The sequence below is a fragment of the Allobosea minatitlanensis genome (assembly GCF_964020775.1).
In genome coordinates this window covers 1833522-1859045 of sequence record NZ_OZ224509.1, presented here as the reverse complement: position 1 = coordinate 1859045, position 25524 = coordinate 1833522, and the positions used below count along the sequence as shown (strand labels likewise).

24 protein-coding genes are annotated in these 25524 nt (G+C 69.4%); 13 read left to right on the top strand and 11 right to left on the bottom strand.

What is annotated here, in order from left to right; translation table 11 throughout:
* The first annotated feature begins 121 nt into the window (after positions 1 to 121).
* Positions 122 to 1372 (top strand): NAD(P)/FAD-dependent oxidoreductase, encoded by a 1251-nt coding sequence (locus ACWH43_RS09105; RefSeq protein WP_158445866.1) that lies wholly within the window; start codon positions 122 to 124, stop codon positions 1370 to 1372.
* A 246-nt stretch (positions 1373 to 1618) separates the two neighbouring features.
* Positions 1619 to 2758 (top strand): dipeptidase, encoded by a 1140-nt coding sequence (locus tag ACWH43_RS09100; protein WP_158445865.1) that lies wholly within the window; start codon positions 1619 to 1621, stop codon positions 2756 to 2758.
* 77 nt (positions 2759 to 2835) lie between these two features.
* On the opposite strand, the gene ACWH43_RS09095 is transcribed toward ACWH43_RS09100, so the two are convergent.
* Positions 2836 to 2988 carry an intracellular growth attenuator family protein gene (locus ACWH43_RS09095; RefSeq protein WP_158445864.1) on the bottom strand — a complete coding sequence of 51 codons (153 nt, stop codon included), beginning with the start codon at positions 2986 to 2988 and terminating at the stop codon, positions 2836 to 2838.
* Positions 2989 to 3099: 111 nt separating this feature from the next.
* On the opposite strand from ACWH43_RS09095, the gene ACWH43_RS09090 reads away from it, so the two are divergent.
* Positions 3100 to 3921 (top strand): RNA methyltransferase, encoded by an 822-nt coding sequence (locus ACWH43_RS09090; RefSeq protein ID WP_158445863.1) that lies wholly within the window; start codon positions 3100 to 3102, stop codon positions 3919 to 3921.
* Positions 3922 to 4046: 125 nt separating this feature from the next.
* Here the strand turns inward: ACWH43_RS09090 and ACWH43_RS09085 are convergent, their stop codons facing one another.
* Positions 4047 to 6338 carry a TonB-dependent hemoglobin/transferrin/lactoferrin family receptor gene (locus ACWH43_RS09085; RefSeq protein ID WP_158445862.1) on the bottom strand — a complete coding sequence of 764 codons (2292 nt, stop codon included), beginning with the start codon at positions 6336 to 6338 and terminating at the stop codon, positions 4047 to 4049.
* A gap of 525 nt (positions 6339 to 6863) precedes the next feature.
* Positions 6864 to 7790, bottom strand: a complete 927-nt coding sequence (locus ACWH43_RS09080) for a bifunctional helix-turn-helix transcriptional regulator/GNAT family N-acetyltransferase (RefSeq protein WP_158445861.1) — start codon at positions 7788 to 7790, stop codon at positions 6864 to 6866.
* 136 nt (positions 7791 to 7926) lie between these two features.
* Here ACWH43_RS09080 and murI point away from each other — a divergent pair, with 136 nt between their 5' ends.
* The 4 genes from murI (at position 7927) to ACWH43_RS09060 (ending at position 11456) form a co-directional block, all read left to right on the top strand.
* The gene (murI, locus tag ACWH43_RS09075; protein ID WP_158448305.1) at positions 7927 to 8793 is read left to right on the top strand and encodes a glutamate racemase; all 867 of its coding nucleotides are present in this window, start codon (positions 7927 to 7929) and stop codon (positions 8791 to 8793) included.
* A gap of 245 nt (positions 8794 to 9038) precedes the next feature.
* Positions 9039 to 9656 (top strand): 30S ribosomal protein S4, encoded by a 618-nt coding sequence (rpsD, locus tag ACWH43_RS09070; protein ID WP_158445859.1) that lies wholly within the window; start codon positions 9039 to 9041, stop codon positions 9654 to 9656.
* A 275-nt stretch (positions 9657 to 9931) separates the two neighbouring features.
* Positions 9932 to 11161: a GGDEF domain-containing protein gene (locus tag ACWH43_RS09065; RefSeq protein ID WP_158445858.1), complete on the top strand. Its 1230-nt coding sequence runs from the start codon at positions 9932 to 9934 to the stop codon at positions 11159 to 11161.
* Positions 11162 to 11171: 10 nt separating this feature from the next.
* Positions 11172 to 11456, top strand: a complete 285-nt coding sequence (locus ACWH43_RS09060) for a hypothetical protein (RefSeq protein WP_260347776.1) — start codon at positions 11172 to 11174, stop codon at positions 11454 to 11456.
* 79 nt (positions 11457 to 11535) lie between these two features.
* Here ACWH43_RS09060 and ACWH43_RS09055 read toward each other — a convergent pair whose 3' ends face one another.
* A complete protein-coding gene (locus ACWH43_RS09055) occupies positions 11536 to 11688 on the bottom strand; it encodes a hypothetical protein (protein ID WP_260347775.1) in 153 nt (50 codons plus the stop codon).
* 308 nt (positions 11689 to 11996) lie between these two features.
* Positions 11997 to 12611 carry a Spy/CpxP family protein refolding chaperone gene (locus tag ACWH43_RS09050; RefSeq protein WP_158445857.1) on the bottom strand — a complete coding sequence of 205 codons (615 nt, stop codon included), beginning with the start codon at positions 12609 to 12611 and terminating at the stop codon, positions 11997 to 11999.
* Positions 12612 to 12781: 170 nt separating this feature from the next.
* On the opposite strand from ACWH43_RS09050, the gene ACWH43_RS09045 reads away from it, so the two are divergent.
* The 3 genes from ACWH43_RS09045 to ACWH43_RS09035 all read left to right on the top strand — a co-directional run bounded on the left by ACWH43_RS09045 (position 12782) and on the right by ACWH43_RS09035 (position 16400).
* A complete protein-coding gene (locus tag ACWH43_RS09045; RefSeq protein WP_158448304.1) occupies positions 12782 to 13780 on the top strand; it encodes a P1 family peptidase in 999 nt (332 codons plus the stop codon).
* A gap of 149 nt (positions 13781 to 13929) precedes the next feature.
* A complete protein-coding gene (locus ACWH43_RS09040; RefSeq protein ID WP_158448303.1) occupies positions 13930 to 14718 on the top strand; it encodes an ATP12 family chaperone protein in 789 nt (262 codons plus the stop codon).
* A 152-nt stretch (positions 14719 to 14870) separates the two neighbouring features.
* The gene (locus tag ACWH43_RS09035; RefSeq protein WP_158445855.1) at positions 14871 to 16400 is read left to right on the top strand and encodes an acyl-CoA carboxylase subunit beta; all 1530 of its coding nucleotides are present in this window, start codon (positions 14871 to 14873) and stop codon (positions 16398 to 16400) included.
* Positions 16401 to 16513: 113 nt separating this feature from the next.
* On the opposite strand, the gene ACWH43_RS09030 is transcribed toward ACWH43_RS09035, so the two are convergent.
* The 4 genes from ACWH43_RS09030 to ACWH43_RS09015 are packed head-to-tail and all read right to left on the bottom strand — an operon-like array spanning position 16514 to position 20194.
* Positions 16514 to 17656, bottom strand: a complete 1143-nt coding sequence (locus ACWH43_RS09030; RefSeq protein WP_158445854.1) for an ABC transporter permease — start codon at positions 17654 to 17656, stop codon at positions 16514 to 16516.
* Entirely contained in the window at positions 17653 to 18579 is a 927-nt protein-coding gene (locus tag ACWH43_RS09025; protein WP_158445853.1) for an ABC transporter ATP-binding protein, read from the bottom strand. The genes ACWH43_RS09030 and ACWH43_RS09025 overlap by 4 nt, the downstream gene beginning before the upstream one ends.
* A complete protein-coding gene (locus ACWH43_RS09020) occupies positions 18576 to 19535 on the bottom strand; it encodes an HlyD family secretion protein (RefSeq protein ID WP_158445852.1) in 960 nt (319 codons plus the stop codon). The genes ACWH43_RS09025 and ACWH43_RS09020 overlap by 4 nt, the downstream gene beginning before the upstream one ends.
* Positions 19532 to 20194, bottom strand: a complete 663-nt coding sequence (locus tag ACWH43_RS09015; protein WP_158445851.1) for a CerR family C-terminal domain-containing protein — start codon at positions 20192 to 20194, stop codon at positions 19532 to 19534. Before ACWH43_RS09015 ends, ACWH43_RS09020 begins: the two co-directional genes overlap by 4 nt.
* A 285-nt stretch (positions 20195 to 20479) precedes the next feature.
* Between ACWH43_RS09015 and ACWH43_RS09010 the strand changes: the two genes are divergently transcribed.
* The 3 genes from ACWH43_RS09010 to dksA all read left to right on the top strand — a co-directional run bounded on the left by ACWH43_RS09010 (position 20480) and on the right by dksA (position 23461).
* Entirely contained in the window at positions 20480 to 21853 is a 1374-nt protein-coding gene (locus tag ACWH43_RS09010) for an MBOAT family O-acyltransferase (RefSeq protein ID WP_158445888.1), read from the top strand.
* Positions 21828 to 22856 carry a hypothetical protein gene (locus ACWH43_RS09005; protein ID WP_377785400.1) on the top strand — a complete coding sequence of 343 codons (1029 nt, stop codon included), beginning with the start codon at positions 21828 to 21830 and terminating at the stop codon, positions 22854 to 22856. The genes ACWH43_RS09010 and ACWH43_RS09005 overlap by 26 nt, the downstream gene beginning before the upstream one ends.
* 182 nt (positions 22857 to 23038) lie before the next feature.
* Positions 23039 to 23461 (top strand): RNA polymerase-binding protein DksA, encoded by a 423-nt coding sequence (gene dksA / locus ACWH43_RS09000; protein ID WP_158445850.1) that lies wholly within the window; start codon positions 23039 to 23041, stop codon positions 23459 to 23461.
* Between the two features lie 192 nt (positions 23462 to 23653).
* Here the strand turns inward: dksA and flgH are convergent, their stop codons facing one another.
* Together flgH and flgA are read right to left on the bottom strand one after the other, a co-directional pair.
* The gene (gene flgH, locus ACWH43_RS08995) at positions 23654 to 24406 is read right to left on the bottom strand and encodes a flagellar basal body L-ring protein FlgH (protein WP_158445887.1); all 753 of its coding nucleotides are present in this window, start codon (positions 24404 to 24406) and stop codon (positions 23654 to 23656) included.
* Positions 24407 to 24444: 38 nt separating this feature from the next.
* Complete coding sequence (gene flgA / locus ACWH43_RS08990; RefSeq protein WP_260347772.1) at positions 24445 to 25509, bottom strand: flagellar basal body P-ring formation chaperone FlgA; 1065 nt, start codon at positions 25507 to 25509, stop codon at positions 24445 to 24447.
* Between the last annotated feature and the right edge of the window lie 15 nt (positions 25510 to 25524).

The window sequence follows — 25524 nt, the reverse complement described above, 5'->3', positions numbered from 1 at the left end:
ACATAAACTGCGAAAGATCGCCCCCTCTTCCGCAAAGATCCACCGCGCCGCTGACAAGCCTGCGCAAAGCGCTATTTTCGCTTCGCAAAAAGCGCGGCAGAAGGGTTGGCGGGAGCTGGTCATGCGGGTGGATACGATTGTTCTCGGCGCGGGCATCGTCGGCATTTCGGTGGCGCTTCATCTGCAGAAGGCGGGCCGTTCCACCCTGCTCGTCGACCGCCGCGGGCCGGGCGAGGAGACCAGCTACGGCAATGCCGGGCTGATCCAGCGCGAGGGCGTCTACCCTTACGGCTTCCCGCATGATTTCGGCGCGCTCTTCCGCTACGCGATGAACAACACCATCGATGCCTCCTATCATTGGAGCGCGCTTCCGAAGCTCGCCCCCTTCCTGTTCTCCTACTGGATGCATTCGCGCGCCTCGCAGCACGAGGCCATCGCCCGCAAATACGCGAAGCTGATCGAGCACTGCGTCAGCGAGCACGACGTGCTGGCGCAGGAAGCCGGCGCCACCGCGCTCCTGCGCCGCAAGGGCTGGATGAAGGTCTTCCGCACCGAAAAGGAGCGCGACGAGCGCCTCGCCGAGGCCGCCCGCTGGAAGCGCGATTTCGGCGTGAACTACCGCGCGCTCGACATGGCGGCGCTGAAGGCGGACGAGCCGCACCTCGACCATGCCAGCCTGATCGGCGGCCTGCACTGGACCGACCCGGTCACGGTGGTCGACCCGCTCGGCCTGTCGAAAGCCTATGTCGCCCTGTTCGAAAAACTCGGCGGCAAGCTCGCGCTCGGCGAGGCCGGCACGCTGACGCAGGAGGGCGCCGAATGGAGCATCACCCTCGCCGACGGCACCAAGGCCACGGCGAAGGATGTGGTCGTCGCGCTCGGTCCCTGGGCCGACGTGCTGACCAACAAGCTCGGCTACCGCCTGCCGCTCGCGGTCAAGCGCGGCTACCACATGCATTACAAGCCGCAGGGCAACGCCGTGCTCAACCATCCGGTGCTCGACACCGAGCGCGGCTATTTCCTGGCGCCGATGCTGCAGGGCATCCGCCTGACCACCGGCGCCGAATTCGCCGATCGCGATGCGCCCAAGACCCCGGTGCAGCTCGCCCGCGCCGAGCCGATCGCCAAGGCGCTGTTCCCGCTGGGCGAGCGCGTCGATGCCGAGCCCTGGCTCGGGCGGCGCCCCTGCACGCCGGACATGATGCCGATCATCGGCCCGGCGCCGAAGCACAAGGGGCTGTGGTTCTCCTTCGGCCACGCCCATCACGGCCTGACGCTGGCCGCCGTCACCGGCCGGATGATCGCCGAGATGGTGACGGGACAGAAGGTCTTCGTCGATCCGGCGCCGTTCGCGGCTGCGCGCTTCTCGTAGAGCGCCTGTCACAGGGCGCCCTTCAAAGAGCGCCTGTCATCCCGTGCGCGCCGCAGCGTGAAACGCTGCTGCGCTGACACGGGACCGCGCCCCGAAAGAGGCGCCTACCTTCGTGCGGTCCCGCATCTGCGCAGCGGCACTGCGCGCCGTCGCACGTGCGGGATGACAGCCCTGCGCTCTGCCCCCTCGCCTGCCGCGGCAGCGCCTGCCACCATGGCGTTCCCGATTCCCGACCGAGATCCCGCCATGGCCCTCGCCAAACCGCCCGTCCAGGACAATGCCTACGCCGCCGCGCTCGCCTTGCTCGACCGCGTCCCGCTGATCGACGGCCATAACGACCTGCCCTACGTCATCCGCAAGGATGCCGCGGCCAGGGGCGACGTCGCCGCCTACGACCTGACCAAGGTCCACCCGGAGGTCGACACCGACATTCCGCGCATGCGGGCCGGCAAGCTCGCCGGCCAGTTCTTCGCGGCCTATGTCCCGCCGAACCAGCCCAACCCCGCCGGCTTCGCCCTCGCCCAGATCGCGCTGATGCGCGACATCCTGAAGCGCCATGCCGACGTCTTCCGGCCCGGTCTCACGGCGGCCGATGTCGAGGCGGCCAAGGCGGAAGGCCGCATCGCCCTGTTCATGACCATCGAGAACGGCGCGGCGGTCGATGGCGAGCTCGACGCGCTCGACGCCTATTACGATCTCGGCGTGCGGCTGATGACGCTCTGCCACAACGGCACGACCGACTGGTGCGATTCCGCCACCGACGCGCCGCGCCATAACGGCCTCAGCGCCTTCGGCAAGGATGTGATCCGCCGGATGAACAGGCTCGGCATGGTCGTCGACCTCGCCCATGTCTCGCCCAAGGTGATGCACGACACGCTCGACGTCTCGAAAGCGCCGGTCGTCTGGTCGCATTCCAACGCCTTCACGCTCTGCGACCATCCGCGCAACGTCCCCGACGACGTGCTCGACCGGGTCGCGGCCAATGGCGGCGTCGTGATGGCGACCTTCGTGCCCGACTTCATCAGCCAGGCCGCGCGCGACTGGCACCGCCCCGCCCGCGACCAATACGGCAAGGCGCCGGAAGGGCAGAACCACGCCCAGGTCGAAGCCGAGATCGTCGCCAGGTCGGGCCCGCGCCCGAAGGCGACGGTCGCCCAGTATTGCAACCATGTCGAATATCTCGCCAAACGCATCGGCCACGACCATGTCGGCATCGGCTCGGACTTCTTCGGCTGGGTCAACCCGGACGGGCTCGAAGACACCTCGACATTCCCGAACGTGATCGCCGAGCTGATCCGCCGCGGCTGGTCGGAGGAGAATCTGGCGAAGCTCGCCGGCGGCAACACGCTGCGCGTCCTGCGCGCGGTCGAGGCGGCCGCGGGCTGACGGCCATCGCGGCTTCATTCCGGATCGGCGGCTCCCCCGCGCGGCCTGGAATGACCTGCACCGACGCCCCGGCGAGCTCAGGGCTCGTCGGGCTTCTTCGGCTCGTTCTCCTGCACCCGAAGATGGGTCTCGCCCGGCGGACGGGCCCTCGCCCAGAGCGAGATCAGCACGAGCCCGATCGGCACGGCCGCGAGCACGATCCAGATCACGAAATTGCCGTCACCGCCCATGCGTCCGGTTCTCCGCAGCGAAGCCGTCGGGGCTTGACGCCGACGCCGCGCCGGCAGACAGCAGCGCCGGCGCAGGATAGCAGCCGCGCACGTCAACGAACAGCAAGGACCATGACCGGTTCCGGAACCGACCGCACCCGCCCCGCCATCGAGGGAGCCGCGCCCGTCGTCATCCTCGTCGAGCCGCAGCTCGCCGAGAATATCGGCATGTGCGCCCGCGCCATGGCCAATTTCGGCCTCTCCGAGATGCGCCTCGTCGCGCCGCGCGACGGCTGGCCGAGCGGCGGCGGGCTGAAGAAGGGCGCCACGGCCGCGGCCTCCGGCGCCACCCATATCCTCGAGAACGCCCGGCTCTACGCCAGCGCGTCCGAGGCCATCGCCGACCTGAACCATGTGCTCGCCACCACGGCCCGCGAGCGCGGCCAGATGAAGCGCGTGCTGACCCCGGCCGAGGCGATGCCTGAGACCGCCGCGCGCATCGGCGGCGGCGAGCGGGTCGGCATCCTGTTCGGGCGCGAGCGCATCGGCCTGACCAATGAGGAGATCAGCTTCGCCGACGCGATCCTGACCTTTCCGGTCAACCCGGCCTTCGCCTCGCTCAACCTCGCCCAGGCCGTGCTGCTCTCCGGCTATGAATGGTTCAAGGCGACGGGCGGCGAGCCGCCCTTCCGCGAGAGCAACCCCTCACCCCCGGCGAAGCGCGAGATGGTCCTGTCGATGTTCGACTATCTCGAAGGCGAGCTCGACGCCTGCGGCTTCTTCCCGCCCGGCAAGAAGCCGATCATGACCGCCAATCTGCGCGACATCCTGCACCGCCTCGCCATGACCGAGCAGGAGGCCCGCACGCTGCGCGGCGTCTTCAAGTCGCTGGTCGAGGGACCGAGGAAGGCGCGCCTGCTGGCGCGGCAGGCCGGAGAGCCGGACGAGGGCTGAAGCGTCGCCGCCCGGGCGGTCTCCCTGCGAAGCACCGGGCCGAGGACCGGGAATGCGGCCCGCGCATGAAAAAGGCCGGCCCCGGAGGGCCGGCCATCTGGTCGGGGGGTCTCGAAACGTCCCGGTCAGAACTGGTACTTCAGCGTCGCCTTCACGGTGCGGCCCGGCTCCGTGTAGTAGTCGCGGGCCTGCGCCAGATTGCCGGTCGGCACGTTGACCGCATCCCAGTACTTGCGGTCGAAGATGTTGTAGACGCCAACCTGCAATTCAAGGTCGGCGATCTGCGGCAGCGGCCGCCACCAGGCGGAGGCGTTGAAGATCGCGTAGCCCGGCGCGCGGAAGCCCTGATCGTTGCCCGTGATCGCCTCGACGTGATTGCGCGGCCCGGCGAGCTTGGCCGAAACCTCCGCGCCCCAGGTATCGGTGCCGTAGGCGACGGCGACGATGCCCTGGATCGGCGAGATCGAGTTGAGATAGGTGTGCTCGTCCTTGTTGACGCCGCGGGTATAGGCGAAGGAGCCGCGCACCAGCCAGTTCGGCGCGAAGGCGTATTGGGCGTTGAGCTCGACGCCCTGGATCTCGGCGCGGGCGATGTTGCGATAGCCGGTGATGCCGCCCTGCGGATAGAGCCCGCCGGGGATCGGCGGCTCGACCTGATAGGTCTCGATGAAGTTGCGGTAATTGGTGCGGAAATAGGTCACCGAACCGCCGAACGCCTTGTCACCGAAGCGCAGGCCGACATCGATGCCGTTGCCGACCTCCGGCCGCAGATCGGGATTTCCCGTCCGCAGATAGGTGCCGACGGCTCCGAAGCGGCCATAGAGCTCGCTCGCCGTCGGTGCCCTGAAGCTCTTGCCCCACTGTGCGAAGAAGGTGACGTCCTTCACCCAGGGCGCGTTCTTCAGGATGTCGTATTCGAGCCGGATGCGCGGCGACCAGGCCGAGTCGCTCGACGAAGCCGGCAGCGAGCCGGGATAGGACGAAGAGATCGTGTAGGCCGGGGTCTCCTTCGGCTTTTCCTCGTACCAGTCGAAGCGCACGCCAGGCGTGATCCTCAGCCGGTTGTCGATGAAGCCCATTTCGTCATGCGCGTAGAGCCCGACCATCTTGCCGTCGACATCGGGCTGGTCGGCCTGGTTGCTGTGCAGGTTGTTGCAGCCCGAGAAGCCGGCCGGATAAGGAGGGCCGGGCGGGCAGCCGTCGAGACCAGCCGAATATTGCTGGAGCTTGCTTGCCCGCAATTCCGTCCCCAGCGTGAACTTGTGGGAGGCGATGCCGGTTTGGAAGTTCTTCACCACATAGCCGTTGAAGCCATAGGCGTCCTCTTCGGACTGTCCGTCACGGGCATAGATGCCGAGCGGATTGGAGGTGAAGCGCCGGGCCCAGATGAGCTGGTCGCGCTTGACGTTCTGCCAGTAGAGGATCGCGTGCGCCTCGTCGAGGAAACCGCCGGGCAGCTTGTAGTCGTAAGTCAGCGAAACCCGCTTGCGCTCGACATCCTCGCCCGTCTGGTAGGCGCCGGGCCGGTAGTTGCCGGTCAGTGACACGGTCGAGGTCCGCGTCTGCACCCGGTCGCTGCGCTTGAACAGCTCGCCCTGAATGCCGAAACGGTGCACCTCGTCGACATAGTGATAGACCTTGCCGAGGATGTTGTACTGGTTGAAGTCGGCCGGGTTCGGCGCCGTGCGGGTGGCGCCGATCGACTTCACGCCGCCCCGGTTGTCCGTCTCGTGCCCGTCGCGGAAACCTCCCTGCAGCAGGAACCAGGTGTTGTTGAGCCGCGCGGCCGTCGCCGCGCTGCCGAACCAAGCCCGGTCGGTGCTGTCATAGCCGGTCTTGGCGAGGGCACCGAAGGAGCGATTACCGCGGATCAGATCCTCCGGATCGAGCGTGCGCACCGCCAGCACGCCCCCGAGCGCGCCCGAGCCCATCGTGCTGGCGCCGCTGCCCCCGCGCAGCAGGTCGAGCGTGGACAGCGAGTCGAAGTCGAAGGCGTTGGTCGAGCTTTTGTCGACACGCGTGTCGGTGATGTAGGATTGGCGAATGCCGTCGATCGTGGTCAGCACGCGCGGGCCGTCGAGGCCGCGGATGTTGATCGTGTTGTTCTGGCGGTTGAAGCTGATGCCGGCCTCGACCCGGTTCGACAGCTCGGTCAGGCTCTGCACCTGCTGGCGGTCGAGCTCCTGGCGCGTCACCCGCGTGGTCGTCGGGCCGTTGAGCAGCGCCCCGCCCGGCTGGCCTTCGCCCTGGACGTTGATCTGGTCGAGCAGGACCGGCGTATCGCCGGTGGCCGGAGGCGGGTTGGCGTCCGCCTGCCGGTTGCGCTGCTGCGCCTCGGCCGCCGAAACCGCCACCAGCATCAGGGCCAGCGTGCCGAGCGCCACGCCCCCGCGAAGCTTTCCGAAATGAACGCCCATCGCCCACCCCCACCATGACGCCGCCTGGTCCGGCCGCGCCGAGCAGATTAAAATGAATACAAACAGAATCTTATGATTCTCAGGCTTTTGCTGCGATATTGCTTGTACAACATCGTGTCAATTGCTTCAGACCTCCAAGCAAAACAATAGAATCGATCCAATAAATAACTATTCTAATGTAGAACGACATGCGGACCGCCGCCGCCTCCCCGAACGGCTCGCCCGCGACCGCCAAAGAGGCCGGCGCGCCGCGGTTCCTGCCGGCACGCCCTGCGGCTTTCGCGGCCGAAATGGATCGATCTCGCTCGAAAATGCCGACATGACGGACGCTGGCGTCCTGCCGGCGGGCTTGCGGACCGCGCCCCGCACGCCGGCCGTCGCGGCGGCCTCCACCGAAGCAGCGCGTCATTCCGGGCCTGCCCCGGCCGCAATCATGCAACGCGAAGACCTTCGCCGGTTTCCGGATCGGCGCCGTGCGCGGCCTGTCCGGAATGACGGCGGGGTTCCGCGCGAAGCCGGCGCGCTTTAGAGCCTCAGCTCCCAGTTCTGCCCGACCAGATCCACGCCGAAGGAATGATGCTTTTCCTCGGCGACCAGCCGGAAACCCTCGGCCTGGTAGATGGCCCGCGCCGCATGCAGGATGTCGTTTGTCCACAGCACCATGCGCCGGTAGCCCACGGCGCGGGCGAAGGCGACGGCCTCGCCCACCAGCGCCTTGCCCAGCCCCAGCCCCTGCGCGCGCTTCTCCACCAGCACCAGCCTCAGCTTGGCGGTTTCGGCGTCCTGCTCGACCACGAAGCTCGATCCGACCGGCGCGCCGTCGAGCTCGGCGATGAAGCAGCGCTCGCGACCCGGCTTGAACGCGCGCAGGAACTGCGCCGCGATCTCGGCGACCAGCGCCTCGAAGGTCATGTCCCAGCCATATTCCTCCGCGTAGAGCCGGCCATGCGCCGAAACCACCCAGCCGATATCGCCCGCCTGATGCTCGCGGATCACCGGCCGCGGCCGCGCCGCTGCCTCGCCCGAGAGCAGCGCCTGCGTATCGGCGAGCGCGCCGACCAGCCTGTCGCGCTGCGCCGGCGAGAGTCGCGACAGGATCGCCTCGGCCTGCGCCCGCGACGCCGCCTCGAGCGGCCGGAACGCGAGCTCGCCCGCCGGCGTGAGCCTCAGGCGCAGCGCCCGGCCGTCGGCGGCCGAACGCTGCCGCTCGAGCCAGCCCTGCGCCACGAAACGCTTCAGGATACGCGAGAGATAGGCCGGGTCGAGATCGAGATCGCGCGACAATTCGACCGCCAGGCAGCCCTCGCGCTGCGCCAGCTCGTAGAGCACGCGCGCCTCCGCCAGGGCGAAGCCAGAGCCGTGGAGATTGCCGCCGAGGGCGCCCACCCAGCGCGTATGGAACCGGTTGAACCGGCGAATGGCCGCGACGGCCGTGGTCTCGCTTCCCGCCATGGCGACCTCCCGTCAGGAGGAAACAGCGAAATAGTGGACAAAGTTAACTAAATTCGGGACAGCCGCGTCACTCGGCATTGACCCTCGCTTAACCCCTCTCTGGCGGAGTCGGGCTTTGAGGTCTCGCAGCGCTGTCATGCAGGTCGATCTTCTCGCCGGAACGGGCCACCGCCCCCTCGCGATCCCCCGCCCGCGATCCACCATCCTGGTCTTCGATTCGGGCCTCGGCGGCCTCACGGTGCTGGGGCGCACCACCCGGGCCTGCCCGGGCGCCGATATCGTCTATGCCGCCGACGACGCCGGCTTCCCCTATGGCCGGCTCGGCGAGGCGGCGCTCGTCGCGCGCGTCACGGACGTGATGGAGCGGCTCGTCGCGCGCTTCCACCCCGACCTCGTGGTGATCGCCTGCAACACCGCCTCGACGCTGGTGCTGCCGACGCTGCGGGCGCGCTTCGCCATTCCCTTCGTCGGCACGGTCCCGGCGATCAAGCCCGCCGCCGCCGCGACCCGCAGCGGCCTGATCTCGGTGCTGGCGACGCCCGGCACCGTGGCCCGCGACTACACCCGCGAGCTGATCGGAACCTATGCCGCGCGCCACGCGGTGACGCTCGTGGGCGCGACCCGGCTCGCCGGCCTCGCCGAGCAGGCGCTGAAGGGCGAAGCGGTCGACGACGCGGTCCTCGCCGCCGAGATCGCGCCCTGCTTCGTCGAGGCGGCAGGGCGGCGCACCGACGTGGTCACCCTCTCCTGCACGCATTACCCGCTGCTGCTCGAGCGGATGAAGCGGCTCGCGCCCTGGCCGGTCGAATGGATCGACCCGGCCCCGGCAGTCGCGCGCCGCGTCGCCGATCTCCTGCCCGCGGCGCGCGAGCCCGGCCTCCCCGGCCGCGACGCCACCGCGGTCTTCACCGGCGGCGGCGCCCTGACCGGCCCCTTGCGCATCGCGCTTGCCGGCTACGGCCTGGCGCAGGTCGTCGTCGACCCGATGCCGCTGGAGAACTGAGGCAAACAGCCTGGCCATCGGCCCCGCGCCAGCGGCGCCCATGGCGGCTTTCCGCCTGCCTCACATTGACTCGAAGCCGGCTTTCGGTCATACGCCCTTTCGTCGCGCGGCTCCTCACGGGGCCGCGCGGCTTTTTCCGCACCCGCGATCCGCCCTTCTTCGGAGGCCGGATCTGTCGCCCCGGCCCGTCGCCGGGGAGCAGGAGGGCGCGGTCCTCAATTCGCGAACCTGAGAGGACACGCGACATGTCGAAGCGCCACGAGGCGAAATACAAGATTGACCGCCGTCTCGGTCAGAACATCTGGGGCCGCCCGAAATCCCCGGTCAACCGCCGCGAATACGGCCCGGGCCAGCACGGCCAGCGCCGCAAGGGCAAGCCGTCCGACTTCGGCACCCAGCTTCGCGCCAAGCAGAAGCTGAAGGGCTATTACGGCTCGATTTCCGAGAAGCAGTTCCGCCGCTACTATGCCGAGGCGATCCGCCTCAAGGGCGACTCGGGCGAGAACCTGATCGGCCTGCTCGAGCGCCGTCTCGACGCGGTGATCTATCGCGCCAAGTTCGTGCCGACCGTCTTCGCCGCCCGCCAGTTCGTCAACCACGGCCACGTCACCGTGAACGGCAAGCGCGTCAACATCGCCTCCTACCAGGTCAAGCCGGGCGATGTGATCGCGGTCAAGGAGAGCTCGAAGCAGCTCGCCATCGTCATCGAATCCGCCGCCCTCGCCGAGCGCGACGTGCCGGACTATATCGACGCCGACCACACCAAGTTCTCCGCCACCTTCACCCGCACTCCGGCGCTCACGGACGTGCCCTATGCGGTGCAGATGGAGCCGAACCTCGTCATCGAGTTCTACTCGCGCTGAGGCGCCGGGACGGGGCGAGGCCCCGTTTTCCGCGAAGATTTCCGAGGGAGGGCGAATTCTTGCCCTCCCTCTTCTTTTTTCCGCCTCCCGTTCCGGCGCGAAGCGCGCCGGACTGCGCGCCCTCGTCGCGGTCCATTGCGAGAGCGCGCCCGGACGCCCGGACAGGCCGGCCGGGATTGGCATCAATTTGAGCGAACGGATTATGCCGATCGCGATCTGTTTCGCGCATTCCTGCCGCACGGAGCCGATCGGCTTCGCAGAGCTTGAGCCCCCCGGTGCCGGATTTCTTCACCCTCTATCTGGTCGTCCTGCTTCTCGGCCTGTCCCACGCCGTGCTGTGGGCGGCGATCGTCTACCGCTATCCCGACCTGGGGGGCGCGCGCTTCTGGCTCTGCGGCGCGATCGTCCCGATCTTCGGGGGAGCGATCCTGGCCACGCAGGGCAATGACGGCCTGCTTGTCCAGACCGTCCTCGGCAACGCCTTCACCATCGCCGGCTTCTATCTCTGCCTGATGGGCGTTCGCCGGTTCCATGGCGACCCGACGCGCTGGCGGTCCTGCTCCGCTCTCCTCGCCCTTTCCGTCGTCGCGATGGCAGCGACCTTCCGGACCTGGTACGGCTTCAACCCGCTCTATACCCTCCTTCAGGCTCTGCCTCTCCTGCTGACGGCCGGCTATCTGCTCAATCACCGCCATCGCGACCTGGGCGCGATCATCGCCGCCATCGGCCTCTTGCTCGCGGCCCTGGCGCATCTGACGGTGGCCGGGCTGTTCACGGCCAGGCTGGCCGGCAGCGAGATCGAGATCCCGGTCGCCCGTCTCGCGGCGGCCGACCTGCTCGTCCTGATGTTCTCGGCCACCCTCTGGAATTTCGGCTTCATCGTCCTGAGCGTGGACCGCCTGCGCTCGGAGCTCGCCCGCCTCGCCGCCGAGGACGACCTGACCGGGCTTCCCAACCGGCGCAGCTTCCTGACCGGCCTGGAGGCCGCCCTCGCCGATGGCGGGGCGCCCGTCAGCCTGCTTCTCTTCGACCTCGACCGCTTCAAGGCGATCAACGACAGCTACGGGCACGCGGCGGGAGACGCCGCCTTGTCCCATGTCGCGCGAACGTTCGAGGGCTGCGCCGCCTTCGGCCGGAGGACGACCTTCGCACGCCTGGGCGGCGACGAATTCGTCATCCTGCTGCCCGGCGCGACGGCCGACGAGGCGATCCGGACCGCGGAGCGGATCGGCGCCCTGCTGCGCGCCCGTCCGCTCACCTGGCAAGGCGACGCGCTTCCGCTGACGCTCAGCATCGGGATCGCCTGCAAGGCGCAAAGCCACGCGCTGGAGGCAAGCGGCCTGATCGAACTGGCCGACAAGGCGCTCTACCACAGCAAGAGGAAGGGCAAGGATACCTATACCGTGCTCCACGCCCTGCCGTCCCGCGAGCCTCCGCCGCGCGGCGAGCTCGACGCCGCGATGCGGCTTCCGGGACTGGGCGAGATCCGCCCGCGCGGCGCATGAGACCGTGCCGATGACGCTGCGTTCCCGCAAGACCTCTGCCGCAGTCCCCGTGCGGATCATGCTCGCGGCGTTCCTGCTGGCGCTGCCGGCGGTCAGCGCCGCGCAGGCGGAGGTCCGCTTCGGCCGCAATGTCCGCGTCGGCGGGCATGATGTCTCGAACCAGCGCTTCGACCGCAATCGCCGCGCGGTCATCCATCTCTACGACCGCACGCCCGAACGACAGGGCTGCGTCTGGCGGGCGGACGGCCGGGGCGGCAAGGTCAAGATCTGCCATCTTCGCCGCCTCCGTCGCTGAGGCTGACGGCAGCAATGAAAAGGGGCGGCCCCTCGGGTCCGCCCCTTTTCATTGCCCGCGGAGGGCAAAGCCGCCTGCCCTAGAGATGCGAGCCGACCTCGTTGCGGAAGCAGTAGCAGCCAAGGCCGAGGCAACCGATCAGGATCGACAGTGCGTAAGGTCCGAACAGGCACAGAACGAAGACGGAGCCGATGAAGGCGCGCATTCCCCATGTCAGCCAGATGTTACTCATTCTTCACCCCTTGCATCGCATTGGCTGACAAAGCGTAAACGCGAAGCCATGAATCCAACTTGAACAGATATGGTGAATCGCGAAATCCTTTGTCAATTCCGCAGGTTAGGCAGTAAGGCCGAATTGCGGCGCAAGCAAGGAAAACACGCCCGGCAGCGCCATGATTGCCCTTGCGTCCGCCCCGGGGCCGGGCGGACGCAGGCCTGTTCGCCCGGGCGGTCGCTCAGGCGAACAGGCGCAGCGGGCTGATTCGCAACGAAAAAGGCCGGCTCGCAGGAGCCGGCCCGTCTCACGCGATGTCGAGGCCTTCAGTCGTCGTCGCCGCCGCGGTCGCGCCACTCGCCGCGCCAGCGATGGCCCCAGCCGCGATCGTCGTCATGATGGCGCCCGCGCCATTCCCGGTTCTCGCGGAAGCGCTCGCGCCCTTCCGCCATCGCCTGCCGGACCGAGCGGCGCAGCACCGTCTTCTGCTCGTCGCTCAGGGTCGCCCAGAGCGGCCTCACCGTATCGGCGAGTTCCTTCGAGGCGGCGGCGCGCTCGCCGAGGCGCTTGGCGCGGGCGTCGATCCGCTCCATCAGATCGGCGCTGCGCAGCTTCTCGCGCTCCTCGCGCAGGGCGGCGAAGCGCTCGCCGCGTTCCGCCGAACGCTGCTTGATCAGGGCCTCGACCTTGTCGAAGAGCGGCGTCTGCTCGGGCTTGAGCTTCAGCTCGTCGCGGACCTTGGCGAGGCGCTGCTCCAGCCGGGCCTTGGCCTGCTCGGCGCGGCGCTGGCGCCATTCCTCGCGCCGCTGCTCGCGGGTCTGCTCGGTGTGCTCCTGCTTCTTGTCGCCGCCGGCGGCGGGGACCGTCTGCGGCTGGGCCAGGGCGAAGGTGCTGGCGAGCGCCGCGATGGACGACGCGGCAATGAGGACGATGGGTTTCATGAAGGTCTCCTCGGGGCAGCCTGTAACGTGTCGCTCAGCGGGTCTCGAAGCCGGTCGCGATGAGGTCACGATCGCTTCCGGGGCGTGAACCGGCGATGGCTCGCGGATGAAAAGATCGTAATGTGACGACAACGCCTCCGCCGCGATTCGGTTCGGTCCAGATTCCCGCCATGCGCAACCTTATCACCGATGTCCGTGGCGTCCTCGTCGGCCAGGCGCATGACGCGGTCGCCGCGACCGGCGTCACCGCCGCCCTGTTCGAGCGCCCCACCGTGGCGGCCGCGGCCGTGCTCGGCGGCGGACCGGGCACGCGCGACACCGCTTTGCTCGAGCCCGAGATGACCGTCGAGCACATCGACGCCGTCGTGCTCTCCGGCGGCTCCGCCTGGGGGCTCGGCGCCGCCGATGGGGTGATGAGCGCGCTCGCGGGCCAGGGACGCGGCTTTCCCGTCGGCAGCTTCCGCGTGCCGATCGTGCCGCAGGCGATCCTGTTCGACCTGATGAACGGCGGCGACAAGCCCTGGGCCCGCGGCGAGGGCGAGACGCCCTATCGCCGGCTCGGCGCCGCGGCCGCGGCCGCCGCCGGCCCCGACTTCGCGCTGGGGACCGCCGGCGCCGGCTATGGCGCGACCACCGTGAACCTGAAGGGCGGGCTCGGCTCGGCCAGCGCCCGGGCCGCCACCGGCCAGATCGTCGGCGCCCTCGTCGCGGTCAACGCCGTCGGCAGCGCCACCATCGGCGACGGTCCGCACTTCTGGGCGGCGCCCTATGAGCACGGCGCGGAGTTCGGCGGCCTCGGCTGGCCTTCGGCGATCACCCCCGCCGAGACCGCGCTGCGCTTCAAGGGCGGCACCGGCCGCAACACCACCATCGCCCTGGTCGCGACCGACGCCGCGCTGACCAAGGCGCAGGCCAAGCGGCTGGCCCTCGCCGCGCATGACGGGCTCGCCCGGGCGCTGCGTCCGGCCCATGCCCCGCTCGACGGCGACATCGTCTTCGCCGCCGCGACGGGCCATAGCGGCGCCCCCTCGGACGCCTTCGCCCTGACCGAGCTCTGCGCCACCGCCGCCGATGTCCTGGCGCGGGCCGTGGCGCGCGGCGTCCATGCCGCGACCGCCCTGCCCTTCCCGGGCGCGCAGCCGGCCTGGCGCGACCGCTTCGGCGGCTGAGGCGGCTGCACGGTTCCACGCCCGGCGCGCATGCGCCGGGGCGCATGGATCCCGGCCGATGCAAAGCGGCGACCCGGCGCCTTGCATCGGCACCGGATTGTCCCTCGGACCGGATTCCACTTTCCGGCCCGATGCGCTAAGCCAGCGCCATGTCCACGGACGATTTCCTGTCCCGCTTCGGCTCGCCGGGCGCTAGCCGGCCCGACCCCGTCGCCGCCGCCCAGCAGGCGATGCGCAATCCCCTGCCCGCGCGCTTCTACAAGGAGGCGGGCGTGCTCGAGCGCGACGGGCTGTTTCATGTCGCGCTCGACGGCAGGACGGCCCGCACTCCGGCGCGCCGGCCGCTCGCGGTCGGCTCGCGCGCGGTCGCCGAGGCGCTGGCCGCCGAATGGCAGGCGCAGGCCGGCCAGATCGACCCCGCCGCCATGCCGCTGACCCGGCTGGTCAATTCGGCGCTCGACGGCGTCGCGGACCAGGAGGCGGCGGTGCGCGCCGAGATCCTGCGCTATGCCGGCTCCGACGCGCTCTGCTATCGCGCCGGCGAGCCGGAGGCGCTGGTCGCGCGCCAGAACGCGGTCTGGCAGCCGGTGCTGGACGCGGTCGAATCGCTGATCGGCGCCCGCTTCCTGCTGGCCGAGGGCGTGGTCTTCGCCGAGCAGCCCGCCGGCACGCTCGCGGCCTTCGCCCGCAAGCTCGACGCCATTCCCGCGCCGGTGGCGCTGGCGGGCGCGCACAACGTCATGACGCTGACCGGCTCGGCGATCCTGATGCTCGCCCTGGCCAACCGGCTGATCGGCCCGGGAGAGGCCTGGGACGCCGCCCATCTCGACGAGGACTACCAGATCGAGGTCTGGGGGCAGGACGAGGAGGCGGCCGAGCGCCGCGCCATCCGCCGCCGCGAATTCGACGCCGCCGCGCTGCTGCTGGCGCAAGGCTGAAGCGCCAAGTTACAAGGCCCTGCCGCCGCAGCGCCTCTCGGCCGCTCGGCATGATGCGGCAGCGCGTTTCGGCAAAGCTCGCCATGGACTCTCGCCGCGCCCCCGCTTAAGCCGGCTTCCGAGACGCGTTTTTCCCGCCGGGAGCTTCCGCCATGAAGGACATCCTTGAACAGCTCGAATCCCGCCGCGAGGGCGCCCGCAAGGGCGGCGGCGAGCGGCGCATCGAGGCGCAGCACAAGCGCGGCAAGCTCACGGCCCGCGAGCGCATCGAGCTCCTGCTCGACAAGGACTCCTTCGAGGAGTTCGACATGTTCGTGCAGCACCGCGCCGTCGATTTCGGCATGGACAAGGCCGAGAAGATCCCCGGCGACGGCGTCGTCACCGGCTGGGGCACGGTCAACGGCCGCACCGTCTTCGTCTTCTCCAAGGACTTCACCGTCTTCGGCGGCTCGCTCTCCGAGACCCACGCCCAGAAGATCATCAAGATCCAGGACATGGCGCTGAAGATGCGCGCGCCCATCGTCGGCCTGTTCGATGCCGGCGGCGCCCGCATCCAGGAGGGCGTCGCGGCGCTGGGCGGCTATGGCGAGGTCTTCAAGCGGAACGTGCAGGCCTCGGGCGTCATCCCCCAGATCTCCGTGATCATGGGTCCCTGCGCCGGCGGCGACGTCTATTCCCCGGCGATGACCGACTTCATCTTCATGGTGCGCGACACGTCCTACATGTTCGTCACCGGCCCGGAGGTGGTGAAGACCGTCACCAACGAAACGGTGACCTCCGAGGAGCTCGGCGGCGCCAAGGTCCACACCTCCAAATCCTCGGTCGCCGACGGCTCCTTCGAGAACGATGTCGAGGCGCTTCTGCAGGTGCGCCGGCTGCTCGACTTCCTGCCCGCCAACAACACCGCGGGCGTGCCGGAATGGCCCTCCTTCGATGTGCCGGACCGCGTCGACATGAGCCTCGACACGCTCGTGCCGGACAATCCGAACAAGCCCTACGACATCAAGGAGCTGATCCTGAAAACGGTCGACGAGGGCGATTTCTTCGAGATCCAGGAGGCCTACGCCCGGAACATCGTCACCGGCTTCGGCCGGATCGAGAGCCGCACCGTCGGCATCGTCGCCAACCAGCCGATGGTGCTGGCCGGCGTGCTCGATTCCGACGCCTCGCGCAAGGCCGCCCGCTTCGTGCGCTATTGCGACGCCTTCGAGATCCCGATCGTCTCCTTCGTCGACGTTCCCGGCTTCCTGCCGGGCACGGCGCAGGAATATGGCGGCCTGATCAAGCACGGCGCCAAGCTGCTCTTCGCCTACAGCGAATGCACCGTGCCGCTGGTCACCATCATCACGCGCAAGGCCTTCGGCGGCGCCTATGACGTGATGGCCTCCAAGCATATCGGCGCCGACGTCAACTATGCCTGGCCGACGGCCCAGATCGCGGTGATGGGCGCCAAGGGCGCGGTCGAGATCATCTTCCGCGGCATGGACGCGGATGGCATCGCCGCCAAGACCAAAGAATACGAGGACCGCTTCATGTCGCCCTTCGTCGCGGCCGAGCGAGGCTACATCGACGAAGTCATCATGCCGCACTCGACCCGCCGCCGCATCGCCCGCGCCCTCGCCATGCTGCGCACCAAGAACGTCGAGCGGCCCTGGCGCAAGCACGACAACATCCCGCTCTGAGGGCGCGTCATGCCCCGGCCCGACCCGGGCATCTCAGGACGAGAAGGCGCCCTCGCCTGCACGAGATTCTCGGGTCTGCGCTGCGCTCCGCCCGAGAATGACGGCCTGATCGTTCAATCCAGCGTGCTCCGGAACCGCAGCAGCGCCAGACCCGCATAGGCCGGCACGAACAGGCTGAGATAGAACACCTCGTCGCCGATATCGCCGAGCCCGGCGCCCTTCAGCATGATCGCCCGGATGACGCGCAGGAAATGCGTCAGCGGGAACGCTTCGCCCAGCACCTGCGCCCAGCCCGGCATGCCGGCGAAGGGGAACATGAAGCCCGACAGCATCAGCGAGGGCAGGAAGAAGAAGAAGGTGAGCTGCATCGCCTGGAGCTGCGTGCGCGCCATGGTCGAGATCGTGTAGCCGAGCAGCACCAGCGCCAGCACGAAGACCAGAACGCAGGCGAGCAGCAGCCAAAGCCCGCCGAGGAAGGGCACGGCGAAGAGCAGCCTCGCCGCCCCCAGCACGATCGTCACCTGCACGGCGCCGACGGCGAGATAGGGCAGCACCTTGCCGAGCATGATCTCGCCCGCCGTGATCGGCATGGCGAGCAGGTTCTCCATGGTGCCGCGCTCGATCTCGCGGGTCAGCGCCATCGCCGTCATCATCACCATGGTCATCTGCAGGATGACGCCGAGCAGCCCCGGCACGATATTGTACTGCGTGATGTTCTCCGGGTTGTAGCGGCGGTGGACGACGAAGGAGAGGCCGTCGCCCGCGCCGCCGGCCGGATCGGTCACGGGTTCGCGCCCCTGCGCCCGCTGCAAGGCCCGGCCCGCGATGGTGCCGAGCGCCGCGACCGCCCCGCTCGCCGCCGCCGGATCGGTCGCATCGGCTTCGACCAGGATGCGCGGCTGGTCCGCCCGCTCGACGCGGGCGCCGAAATCGCTGGGGATGGTGACGAGGAAGGAGATCTCGCCCCTCGCCATCAGGCTCTCGGCCTCGGCCGCGCTCTGCGGCCGCTCGCCGAAGCGGTAATAGTTCGACACCTCCAGCGCCGAGACCACGGCGCGGGTGTAACGGTCCTGGCTCAACGCCAGGATCGCGGCGGGCAGGCCGCGCGGATCGTTGTTGATCGCATAGCCGAAAAGCAGGAGCTGGACGACCGGCACCACCAGCATCATCGCGAAGGTGATGCGGTCGCGCCGCATCTGCACGAATTCCTTGGCCAGCATCGCGCCGAGCCGGCGCGGCGAGACGAGCCCGGTCATGCCGCCCGCTCCTGCGCGCCGGTCATGAACTTGATGAACACGTCCTCGAGGCTGGTCTCGCCGGGCTCGACCCGGATGCCGGGCTCGCGCCGGAGCGGCTCCAGCGCCGCCGCGAGCTTCTCCCGGTCGGTGCCGACGACATGCAAGGAGGCGCCGAAGGGCGCGACCTGCTCGACGCCCTCGGCCGCCGACAGCGCCCGCATCTGCTCGGGCTTCAATGCGCCATGGACGATATAGGTGACGAGGCCGGAGCCGCGCACCACCTCCTCGACCGTCCCGGTCGCCAGCATGCGGCCATAGGCGATGTAGCCGATGCGGTGGCAGCGCTCGGCCTCGTCCATGTAATGGGTCGAGACCAGCACGGTCAGCCCCTCGCCCGCGAGGCGGTGGATCTCGTCCCAGAACTCGCGCCGCGCCTTGGGATCGACGCCCGCCGTCGGCTCGTCGAGCAGCAGCAGCTTCGGCTGGTGCATGATGCAGGCGGCGAGCGCCAGACGCTGCTTCCAGCCGCCGGAGAGCGTGCCGGCGAGCTGGTCCTTGCGCGAGCTCAGCCCGAGCCCGTCCAGCGTCTTCGCCACCGCCTCCTCGACCGGCTTCAGGCCGTAGAGCCGCGCCACGAAGCTCAGGTTCTCGGCGATGGTCAGGTCCTCGTAGAAGGAGAAGCGCTGCGTCATGTAGCCGACCTGGCGCTTGATCGCGGCGCTCTGCGTCCGAACGTTCAGCCCGAGCACGCTACCCTCTCCGGCATCGGGCCGGAGCAAGCCGCAGATCAGCCGGATGGTGGTGGTCTTGCCCGAGCCGTTGGGGCCGAGGAAGCCGACGATCTCGCCCTCCGCCACGGCAAGATCGACATCGTCGACCACGACGCGCTTGCCGAAGCGCTTGGTCAGGCCGCGCACGTCGATGGCGAGGCTTGCGCTCACCGCTGCACCCTGAGCGTGACGTCGACGATCTGGCCGGGCTGCAAGGCCGATTGCGGCCCGCCATCCGGCCGCGCCTCGACCAGATAGACCAGCTTCTGGCGCGTCTGCGCCGAATAGATCACCGGCGGCGTGAATTCGGGCTCGGGCGAGACATAGGTCACGGTCGCGGTCAGCCCGGCCGCGCAGCCGTCGCAGCGGACATCGAGCCGCATGCCCGTCGTCACGCCCGAAACCAGCGTCTCCGGCACGTAGAGCATCAGCTTGGCGGCGCCGTCCGGCAGCATCAGCACGACCGGCGCGCTCGGCCCGGCGAGCTCGCCGACCCGGCGCAGCACGTCGCTGATCCGCCCGGCCGAGGGCGCGACGAGCCGGCGCTGCGACAAGCGCCACTGCGCCTGCGCCAGGGCGGATTTCGCCTGCTCGACCTGGTTCTCGCTCGCCTTGATCTCGTCGGGCCGGGCCGGCAGCCGCGCCACGCCGAGATTGGCGGCGATCTCGCGCACCCGCTCCGCGGCGACGTCGCGCGCCGTCAGGGCCTGGTCGAGATCGGCCTGGGTCGAGACGCCGCGCCGGAACAGGTCCTGCCGGCGGTCGAGCGCCCGGTCGGCCTCGCGCTCCTGCGCCCTGGCGGAGGCGAGGCTCGCCTCAATCACCGCGATCTCCTCCGGCCGCTTGCCGCTCTTCAGGTTGTCGAGCTGCGCCTGCGCCTGCACCAGCCGCGCCTGCGCCTCGGTCACGGCGTTCTCGGCATCGGTCCGCTCGAGCCCGGCCACGACCTGCCCCGCCTCGACGCGGTCGCCCCGGCGGACATCGATGCGCTCGATCCGGGCCGTGTCGATCGGGCCGAGCCGGACATATTCGCCCTCGACATAGCCGGCGATCCGGACCGTATCGCCGCCGCAGGCCGAAAAGCTCGCCGCGATCAGTCCGAAGGAGCAGAGGAACCCGAGAATCATGACCGTCCCTCCCGCATGGCGGCGATGCTCGCCCTGAGATTGCCGCGGATGACTGCGGCAATCGCCTCGCTCTCAGCCGCATCCATGGCGCTCCAGCCCATGCGCCGCATCACGGCCGGTCGGGCGAGGCGGAAATAGAGCACCTGCCCGATCGTCGCGAAGACCGCGAGCCTGGTCTCCTGGGCCTCGGGCTCCGTTCCGGTCGCGACGGCCCAGAGCCGGCAGAGCGCGCCATGGACCGGGCCGACCAGCCCCTCATAGAGCGTCTCGAAGGCCGGGGTCGGCTCCGTCATCTCGCGCATGACGAAACGGGCGATCGTCTCGCTCTCCGGCGCCTGCGCCACGAAGGCGACGACGCGGCCGACGATGGCGAGCAGCAAGTCCACCGCCGCCTCCGGCGCGAGCCCGTCCAGCGGCGGCATGGCGGCGGCGGCGCCGAAGACCCGCTGCTTCAGCGTCGCGACAATCGCCTCGGCGCAAGCCTGCCGCAGCCCGTCCTTGCCGCCGAAATGATAGGCGATGCCGGCGCTGTTGACGCCGGCCGCCTGCGCGATCGCGCGGATCGAGCTCGCCTCGAAGCCCTGTCGCCCGAACAGGTCGAGCCCGGCCCGGATCAGCGCCTCGCGTGTCCCCGCGTCGGTATCCGAAATGGCTGTCATGCTCCCCGGGTAGCATGTTCCAGTGACTCAATCAATCGATTGATTGAAAGCTCGATCGTGAAAAGAATTGCTCCCGTCATGGTCGGGCCTGTCGCGACCATCCACGTCTTCCTTGATCGAGAGCGGCGCCCGAGACGTGGATGCTCGCCACGAGGGCGAGCATGACGAGCGCGGCTTCTCCGGCAAGCCCAAACGCCGCCCTCTCCCTGATGCCGAACCAGCCGCGACATGACTCGCGACCCGGAATGGTCTAAGGCGGCACCCGTCCTTTCGCTCCGCCCGCCGATGCTCTTCAACTCCTTCGCCTTCCTGCTCGCCTTCCTGCCGCTGGCGCTCGCGCTGCATTGGCTGGCGGAGCGATTCGCCCCCGCCTTGCGCCTGCCCGTGCTGGTGCTGCTCTCGCTCGTCTTCTACGGCTGGTGGGACTGGCGCTTCCTGCCGCTGCTGGTCCTCTCGATCGGCATCAACTGGCTGATCGCGGAAGCCTTCCAGAAGACGAAGGCCGGTGGCCTGATCACCCTGGCGATCGTGCTCAACCTCGCCGTGCTGGCGGTGTTCAAGTACTTCAACTTCTTCGCCGATCTCGCTGGAATGATTCCGGGACTGCCTGCGCCGAAGCTCGATGTCGCCCTGCCGCTCGGCATCTCCTTCTTCACCTTCCACCACATCATGTATCTGACCGATCTCAGGCGCGGCCAGGCCCCGCGCTACGATCTCGTCCGCTACGCGCTCTACATCGCCTTCTTCCCGCAGGTGCTGGCCGGCCCGCTGGTGCGCTGGCGCGAGATCATGCACCAGCTCGACGAGCGGCCCTATCAGCGCCCCGATGCGGCCGAGCGGATCGCGCGCGGCCTGATGCTATTGACCTTCGGCCTCGCCAAGAAGGTGCTGATCGGCGACCCGCTGGCCGAATACGCCAATCCGGTCTTCGCCACGGCAGCCGCCGGCAAGGTCGTCAGCATGATGGAAGCCTGGCAGGCGACGCTCGCCTTCACCTTCCAGATCTATTTCGACTTCTCCGGCTACACCGACATGGCGCTGGGCCTGGCCCTGCTTTTCGGCATCGTGCTGCCGCAGAACTTCGAGGTGCCCTACCGCTCGCGCTCGATCCAGGACTTCTGGCGGCGCTGGCACATGACGCTGTCGCGCTTTCTGCGCGACTATCTCTACATCGCGCTCGGCGGCTCGCGGCACGGCCTGCCGCGCCAGGTCTGGGCGCTCTTCGCCACCATGGCGCTGGGCGGCCTCTGGCATGGCGCCGGCCTCACCTTCGTCGCCTGGGGCGTGGCGCACGGGCTGGCGCTGATCGTTGCCCTGTTCTGGCGCCGCGCCGGCTGGCCGATGCCGGCGCCGCTCGGCTGGCTCCTCACCTTCCTTTTCGTGGTGCTGTGCTGGGTGCTGTTCCGCGCCACGAGCTTCGAGGCGGCCGTGACGATCTACAAGGGCCTGTTCGGCCTGGCTCCGATCGGGACCGGCTTCAAATGGCGCGCGCTGCTGCCGGCCGCCGCCTTCGCCATCATCGGCCCGACCGCCTGGAACCTCGTGCACAAGCTGCCGCCGGCCCGCTGGATCGCCGTCCTGACCGGGCTGCTGTTCGTCATCATCCTGCTCAAGATCGGCGAAGACGCCAATTATGAGTTCATCTACTTCCAGTTCTGAGGCCGCCGGCGCGGCGGCGCGGGCCGGCTGGACCGGCTTCACCGCGACGCTGCTCGGCGCGGCGGCGCTGTTTACGGCCGCCTTCCTCGCCGCCGCCTTCCTGATCGACCCCTACGACACCGGCCGCTCGCCGCTCGGGCTGAAGGAGGGCGTGCGCCCGCAGGGGCCGCGCACCGCCTTGGCCAGCCGCGGCCGCGATCCGCACTTCTCCGGCGCGATCGTCGGCAACTCGCATATCCAGCTCGTCTCGCCGGAGCGGCTGCGCGAAAAGACCGGCATCCCCTTCGTTTCGTTGATCGCGCCGGCGACGATGCCGAAGGAATCGCTCGCCACCATCGGCTGGTTCCTGCGCCATCACCGCCGCCCGCCGCCGGCGGCGATCGTGGTCGGCGTCGACAACTACTGGTGCACCGCCGACCCGGCCCTGCCCAACGAGAAGCCCTTCCCGTTCTGGCTGCTCTCCGCCAGCCTGCTCGACTATCTCGGCGGGCTGATGCGCTACGATCTGATCGAGGAGCTGCCGCGCCGCATCGCCTATCTCACCTCCGGCAAGGCCGAGCGCGCCCGGCCCGACGGCTATTGGGACTACGAGGCCGGCTACGAGGTCCAGGGCTATCACCAGCGCCCCGAGATCAGGGCCCGACTGGAGCGGCCGCTCGAGGCCGGGGGCGGCAATGCCGCCGGCCCCTTCCCCGCCGCGACCCGGCTCGAGGCGCTGATGGCATCGGCGCCGGAGACCGCCCTGATCCTGGTGCGCCCGCCGGTCTACATATCCGCGCTTTCAAAGCCCGGCACGCCGGACGCCGCCGCCGACGCGGCCTGCCGCAAGGCCTATGCCGACATCGCCGCCCGCCGCCCGCATACCGCGCTCGTCGACTGGCGGACCGACCGGCCCGCCCTGCACGAGCCGAATCTGTTCTTCGACCACAGCCATTACCGCCAGCCGATCGCCCGCCTGCTCGAGGCCGACATCGCCGATGCGCTGAATCGGCTCCGGAAATAGCCGAAATCCCGCGATGGGCCGGGCTTTCCGGCCGTCCCGCACGGCGCGGCGACGAAGTCGTTGATGCCGCGCGGGAAGCGATTGTTCCGCTTGAAACGGATCGCTATAAGGGCGCCAAATCGGCTCACCCTCCCGCGGCACAGCCGATGGGCGCGTGGGCGGACAACCCAGAGAGCGTGCCCATGTCCAAGCAGATCATCCTCGATGCGGACTACAAGCCGAGCGATGACGAGCCGTTCATGAACGATCGTCAGCGCGAATATTTCCGCGGCAAGCTCCTCGCCTGGAAGGACGAGATCCTGAAGGAGGCGAAGGAGACTCTCGTCGCCCTGCAGAGCGAGAGCGAGAACCACCCCGATATCGCCGACAGGGCGTCCTCCGAGACCGACCGGGCGATCGAGCTGCGCGCCCGCGACCGCCAGCGCAAGCTGATCGCCAAGATCGACGCGGCGATCGCCCGCATCGACGACGGCTCCTACGGCTATTGCGAGGAGACCGGCGAGCCGATCTCGCTGAAGCGGCTGGAAGCGCGCCCGATCGCCACCCTCTCGCTGGAGGCGCAGGAGCGGCACGAGCGCAACGAGCGCGTGTTCAGGGACGATTGAGGGGCAGCCTGCCACCCTGCGAAAAAGCCCCGCGTCGGGAGAACGCGGGGCTTCTGGCCGCCAGCCTTTGAAGCTTGGGGAGCGTGGCGGGCGGCCGGGGCTGTCGGCGGCTCGGGAGGAACCGCCGGCCGGGCCGGAGCGGAGACAAGGGGGAGCGTTCCGCGCCGGCCGGGTTGCGGAAAGGGCGCGGGCTCAGAAAGGCAGCAGGATATCCATCACCTGCTGGCCGTAGCGCGGCTGCTGGACGTCGGTGATCTGGCCGCGGCCGCCATAGGCGATGCGGGCCTGGGCGATCTTGGTCGAATCGATGGTGTTGTCGGATTCGATGTCCTCGGGCCGGATCACGCCGGCGACGATCAGCTCGCGCACCTCGAAATTGACGCGGATCTCCTGCTTGCCTTCGATCACCAGATTGCCGTTCGGCAGGTTCTGGGTGACCACCGCGGCGACGTTGGTCGCCAGCGTCTCGGAGCGGTTGATCGAGCCCGCCCCTTCGCTGGAGCCGTCCGAATCGAGCTTCAGCAGCGAGGAGGCCTTGGCGCCGTCTGGCAGGAACTTGTCGAGCTTGTTCTCGAAGCCGAAGACGTTCTCGGCGCCGAAATCCTCGCCGTTCTTGCGGCTGCGCTTGGTGTTGTTGTTGAGCTGGGCCTTGTCGGTGACCTTGACCTTGACGGTGACGAGGTCGCCGACATTGCGGGCGCGCTGGTCCTTGAAGAAGGCGCGCGAGCCGGTGCGCCAGAGCGAGTTCGGCGCATAGGAGGCGTGCTCCATCGCCGGCATCGGCATCTGCACGGGCTTGTAGCCCTTCGCCGCGGTCGGGTCCTCGACCGGCGAGAGCGTCGGCGCCTGGCCGACATTGGCGAGGCGGTCGCCGATGCCGCAGGCGCCGAGCGAGGCGGCGAGCAGCAGGAGGCCGGAGAGCTTGGCGATGCGGTTCGGGATCATGTTGCTTTCCACGACTGAACTCTTTCGACGCAGGCGCTTCAGTTGGCACTGGCGACGCGGCCGATGGCCGGTCGGACCGAGACGCGGCCGGGACCGGTGATGGTGCCCTGCAGCGTGCGCTTCGACTGGGGATTGGTGACGGAGACGACATCGCCCATCGCGCCGGCCTCGCCGGCCCGGCCGCGCAGGGTGATGAGCAGCCCCGGCGCCTCGTAGACGATGGTGACGAGCTCGCCCTTGGCGACGATCTCCTCGCGCTGGACGTCGCCGTTGCGCAGCGGCACGCCGGCGAGCAGCGCCCGGCGCGCCACCTTGTCGATCGCGGCGCGGGCGTCGCCGATGATGTCGGTGCCCTGCCCGTCGCGCGGGCGCCGCTCGACGGCGACGTCGCCCTGAGCCAGCGTTTCGCCGCGCGCGATGGCGCGCCGCGGCACCACCACCTCGACGGTCTCGACGAGCTGTCCGGAGATGCGCAGCGGCTTCAGCCGCAGCGCCGCGCTGCCGGCCACGGCGAGGCGCGCCTGGAGGCGCCGGCTGCGGGCGTCGAAGGCGAGGTCGGCGATCGCGAGCTCGCCGGTCAGATCCGGCTCGACCGCGACGGCCGGCGCGCCGCCGTCGATGGCGAGCGCGAACAGGCGGGCATCGACGCCGAAGCGCTCCTGCAGGCCGGCCTTCACCGCCGCCTCGATCTCGGCGGCGCCGATCCGCCGCGCCGTGCGCGTCACCACCACCTGGGCGAAGCCCTGGTTCTGCAGAGCCGCCGCGTCGCGGATGACGCCGGCGCCGCGCGCCGCCTCGACGACGCGGCCGACCTGGATCGTGCCGGTCTCGCCGAGCGCGGGCGCCCGGAAGGCGGCCAGGCCGGCGAGATCGCCGGGAAGCCCCTGGATCAGGTCGCCGAAGGTGACGAGGTCGCGGGCGAGATGGATCTCGGAGCGCAGCCTCAGCCCGGAGGCCGGCAGGGCGGCGGCCTGCGCCGGGCCCGCCGAGGCAACCGCCACCGGCGCGCCCTCGGCGGGCGCCCGGCCCGGCTGCGCCTGCGCGGTCGCGGCCCCGAAGCCGCCGGCCAGGATCAGGAAGGTCGCGAGCGAGAGACGGATCATGATGCGCGCCCTCCC

Coding starts and splice junctions, on each gene's coding strand:
- ACWH43_RS09105 (WP_158445866.1), top strand. CDS start 122: ATGCGGGTGGATACGATTGTTCTCGGCGCGGGCATCGTCGGCATTTCG.
- ACWH43_RS09100 (WP_158445865.1), top strand. CDS start 1,619: ATGGCCCTCGCCAAACCGCCCGTCCAGGACAATGCCTACGCCGCCGCG.
- ACWH43_RS09095 (WP_158445864.1), bottom strand. CDS start 2,988: ATGGGCGGTGACGGCAATTTCGTGATCTGGATCGTGCTCGCGGCCGTG.
- ACWH43_RS09090 (WP_158445863.1), top strand. CDS start 3,100: ATGACCGGTTCCGGAACCGACCGCACCCGCCCCGCCATCGAGGGAGCC.
- ACWH43_RS09085 (WP_158445862.1), bottom strand. CDS start 6,338: ATGGGCGTTCATTTCGGAAAGCTTCGCGGGGGCGTGGCGCTCGGCACG.
- ACWH43_RS09080 (WP_158445861.1), bottom strand. CDS start 7,790: ATGGCGGGAAGCGAGACCACGGCCGTCGCGGCCATTCGCCGGTTCAAC.
- murI (WP_158448305.1), top strand. CDS start 7,927: ATGCAGGTCGATCTTCTCGCCGGAACGGGCCACCGCCCCCTCGCGATC.
- rpsD (WP_158445859.1), top strand. CDS start 9,039: ATGTCGAAGCGCCACGAGGCGAAATACAAGATTGACCGCCGTCTCGGT.
- ACWH43_RS09060 (WP_260347776.1), top strand. CDS start 11,172: ATGACGCTGCGTTCCCGCAAGACCTCTGCCGCAGTCCCCGTGCGGATC.
- ACWH43_RS09055 (WP_260347775.1), bottom strand. CDS start 11,688: ATGAGTAACATCTGGCTGACATGGGGAATGCGCGCCTTCATCGGCTCC.
- ACWH43_RS09050 (WP_158445857.1), bottom strand. CDS start 12,611: ATGAAACCCATCGTCCTCATTGCCGCGTCGTCCATCGCGGCGCTCGCC.
- ACWH43_RS09045 (WP_158448304.1), top strand. CDS start 12,782: ATGCGCAACCTTATCACCGATGTCCGTGGCGTCCTCGTCGGCCAGGCG.
- ACWH43_RS09040 (WP_158448303.1), top strand. CDS start 13,930: ATGTCCACGGACGATTTCCTGTCCCGCTTCGGCTCGCCGGGCGCTAGC.
- ACWH43_RS09035 (WP_158445855.1), top strand. CDS start 14,871: ATGAAGGACATCCTTGAACAGCTCGAATCCCGCCGCGAGGGCGCCCGC.
- ACWH43_RS09030 (WP_158445854.1), bottom strand. CDS start 17,656: ATGACCGGGCTCGTCTCGCCGCGCCGGCTCGGCGCGATGCTGGCCAAG.
- ACWH43_RS09020 (WP_158445852.1), bottom strand. CDS start 19,535: ATGATTCTCGGGTTCCTCTGCTCCTTCGGACTGATCGCGGCGAGCTTT.
- ACWH43_RS09015 (WP_158445851.1), bottom strand. CDS start 20,194: ATGACAGCCATTTCGGATACCGACGCGGGGACACGCGAGGCGCTGATC.
- ACWH43_RS09010 (WP_158445888.1), top strand. CDS start 20,480: ATGCTCTTCAACTCCTTCGCCTTCCTGCTCGCCTTCCTGCCGCTGGCG.
- ACWH43_RS09005 (WP_377785400.1), top strand. CDS start 21,828: ATGAGTTCATCTACTTCCAGTTCTGAGGCCGCCGGCGCGGCGGCGCGG.
- dksA (WP_158445850.1), top strand. CDS start 23,039: ATGTCCAAGCAGATCATCCTCGATGCGGACTACAAGCCGAGCGATGAC.
- flgH (WP_158445887.1), bottom strand. CDS start 24,406: ATGATCCCGAACCGCATCGCCAAGCTCTCCGGCCTCCTGCTGCTCGCC.
- flgA (WP_260347772.1), bottom strand. CDS start 25,509: ATGATCCGTCTCTCGCTCGCGACCTTCCTGATCCTGGCCGGCGGCTTC.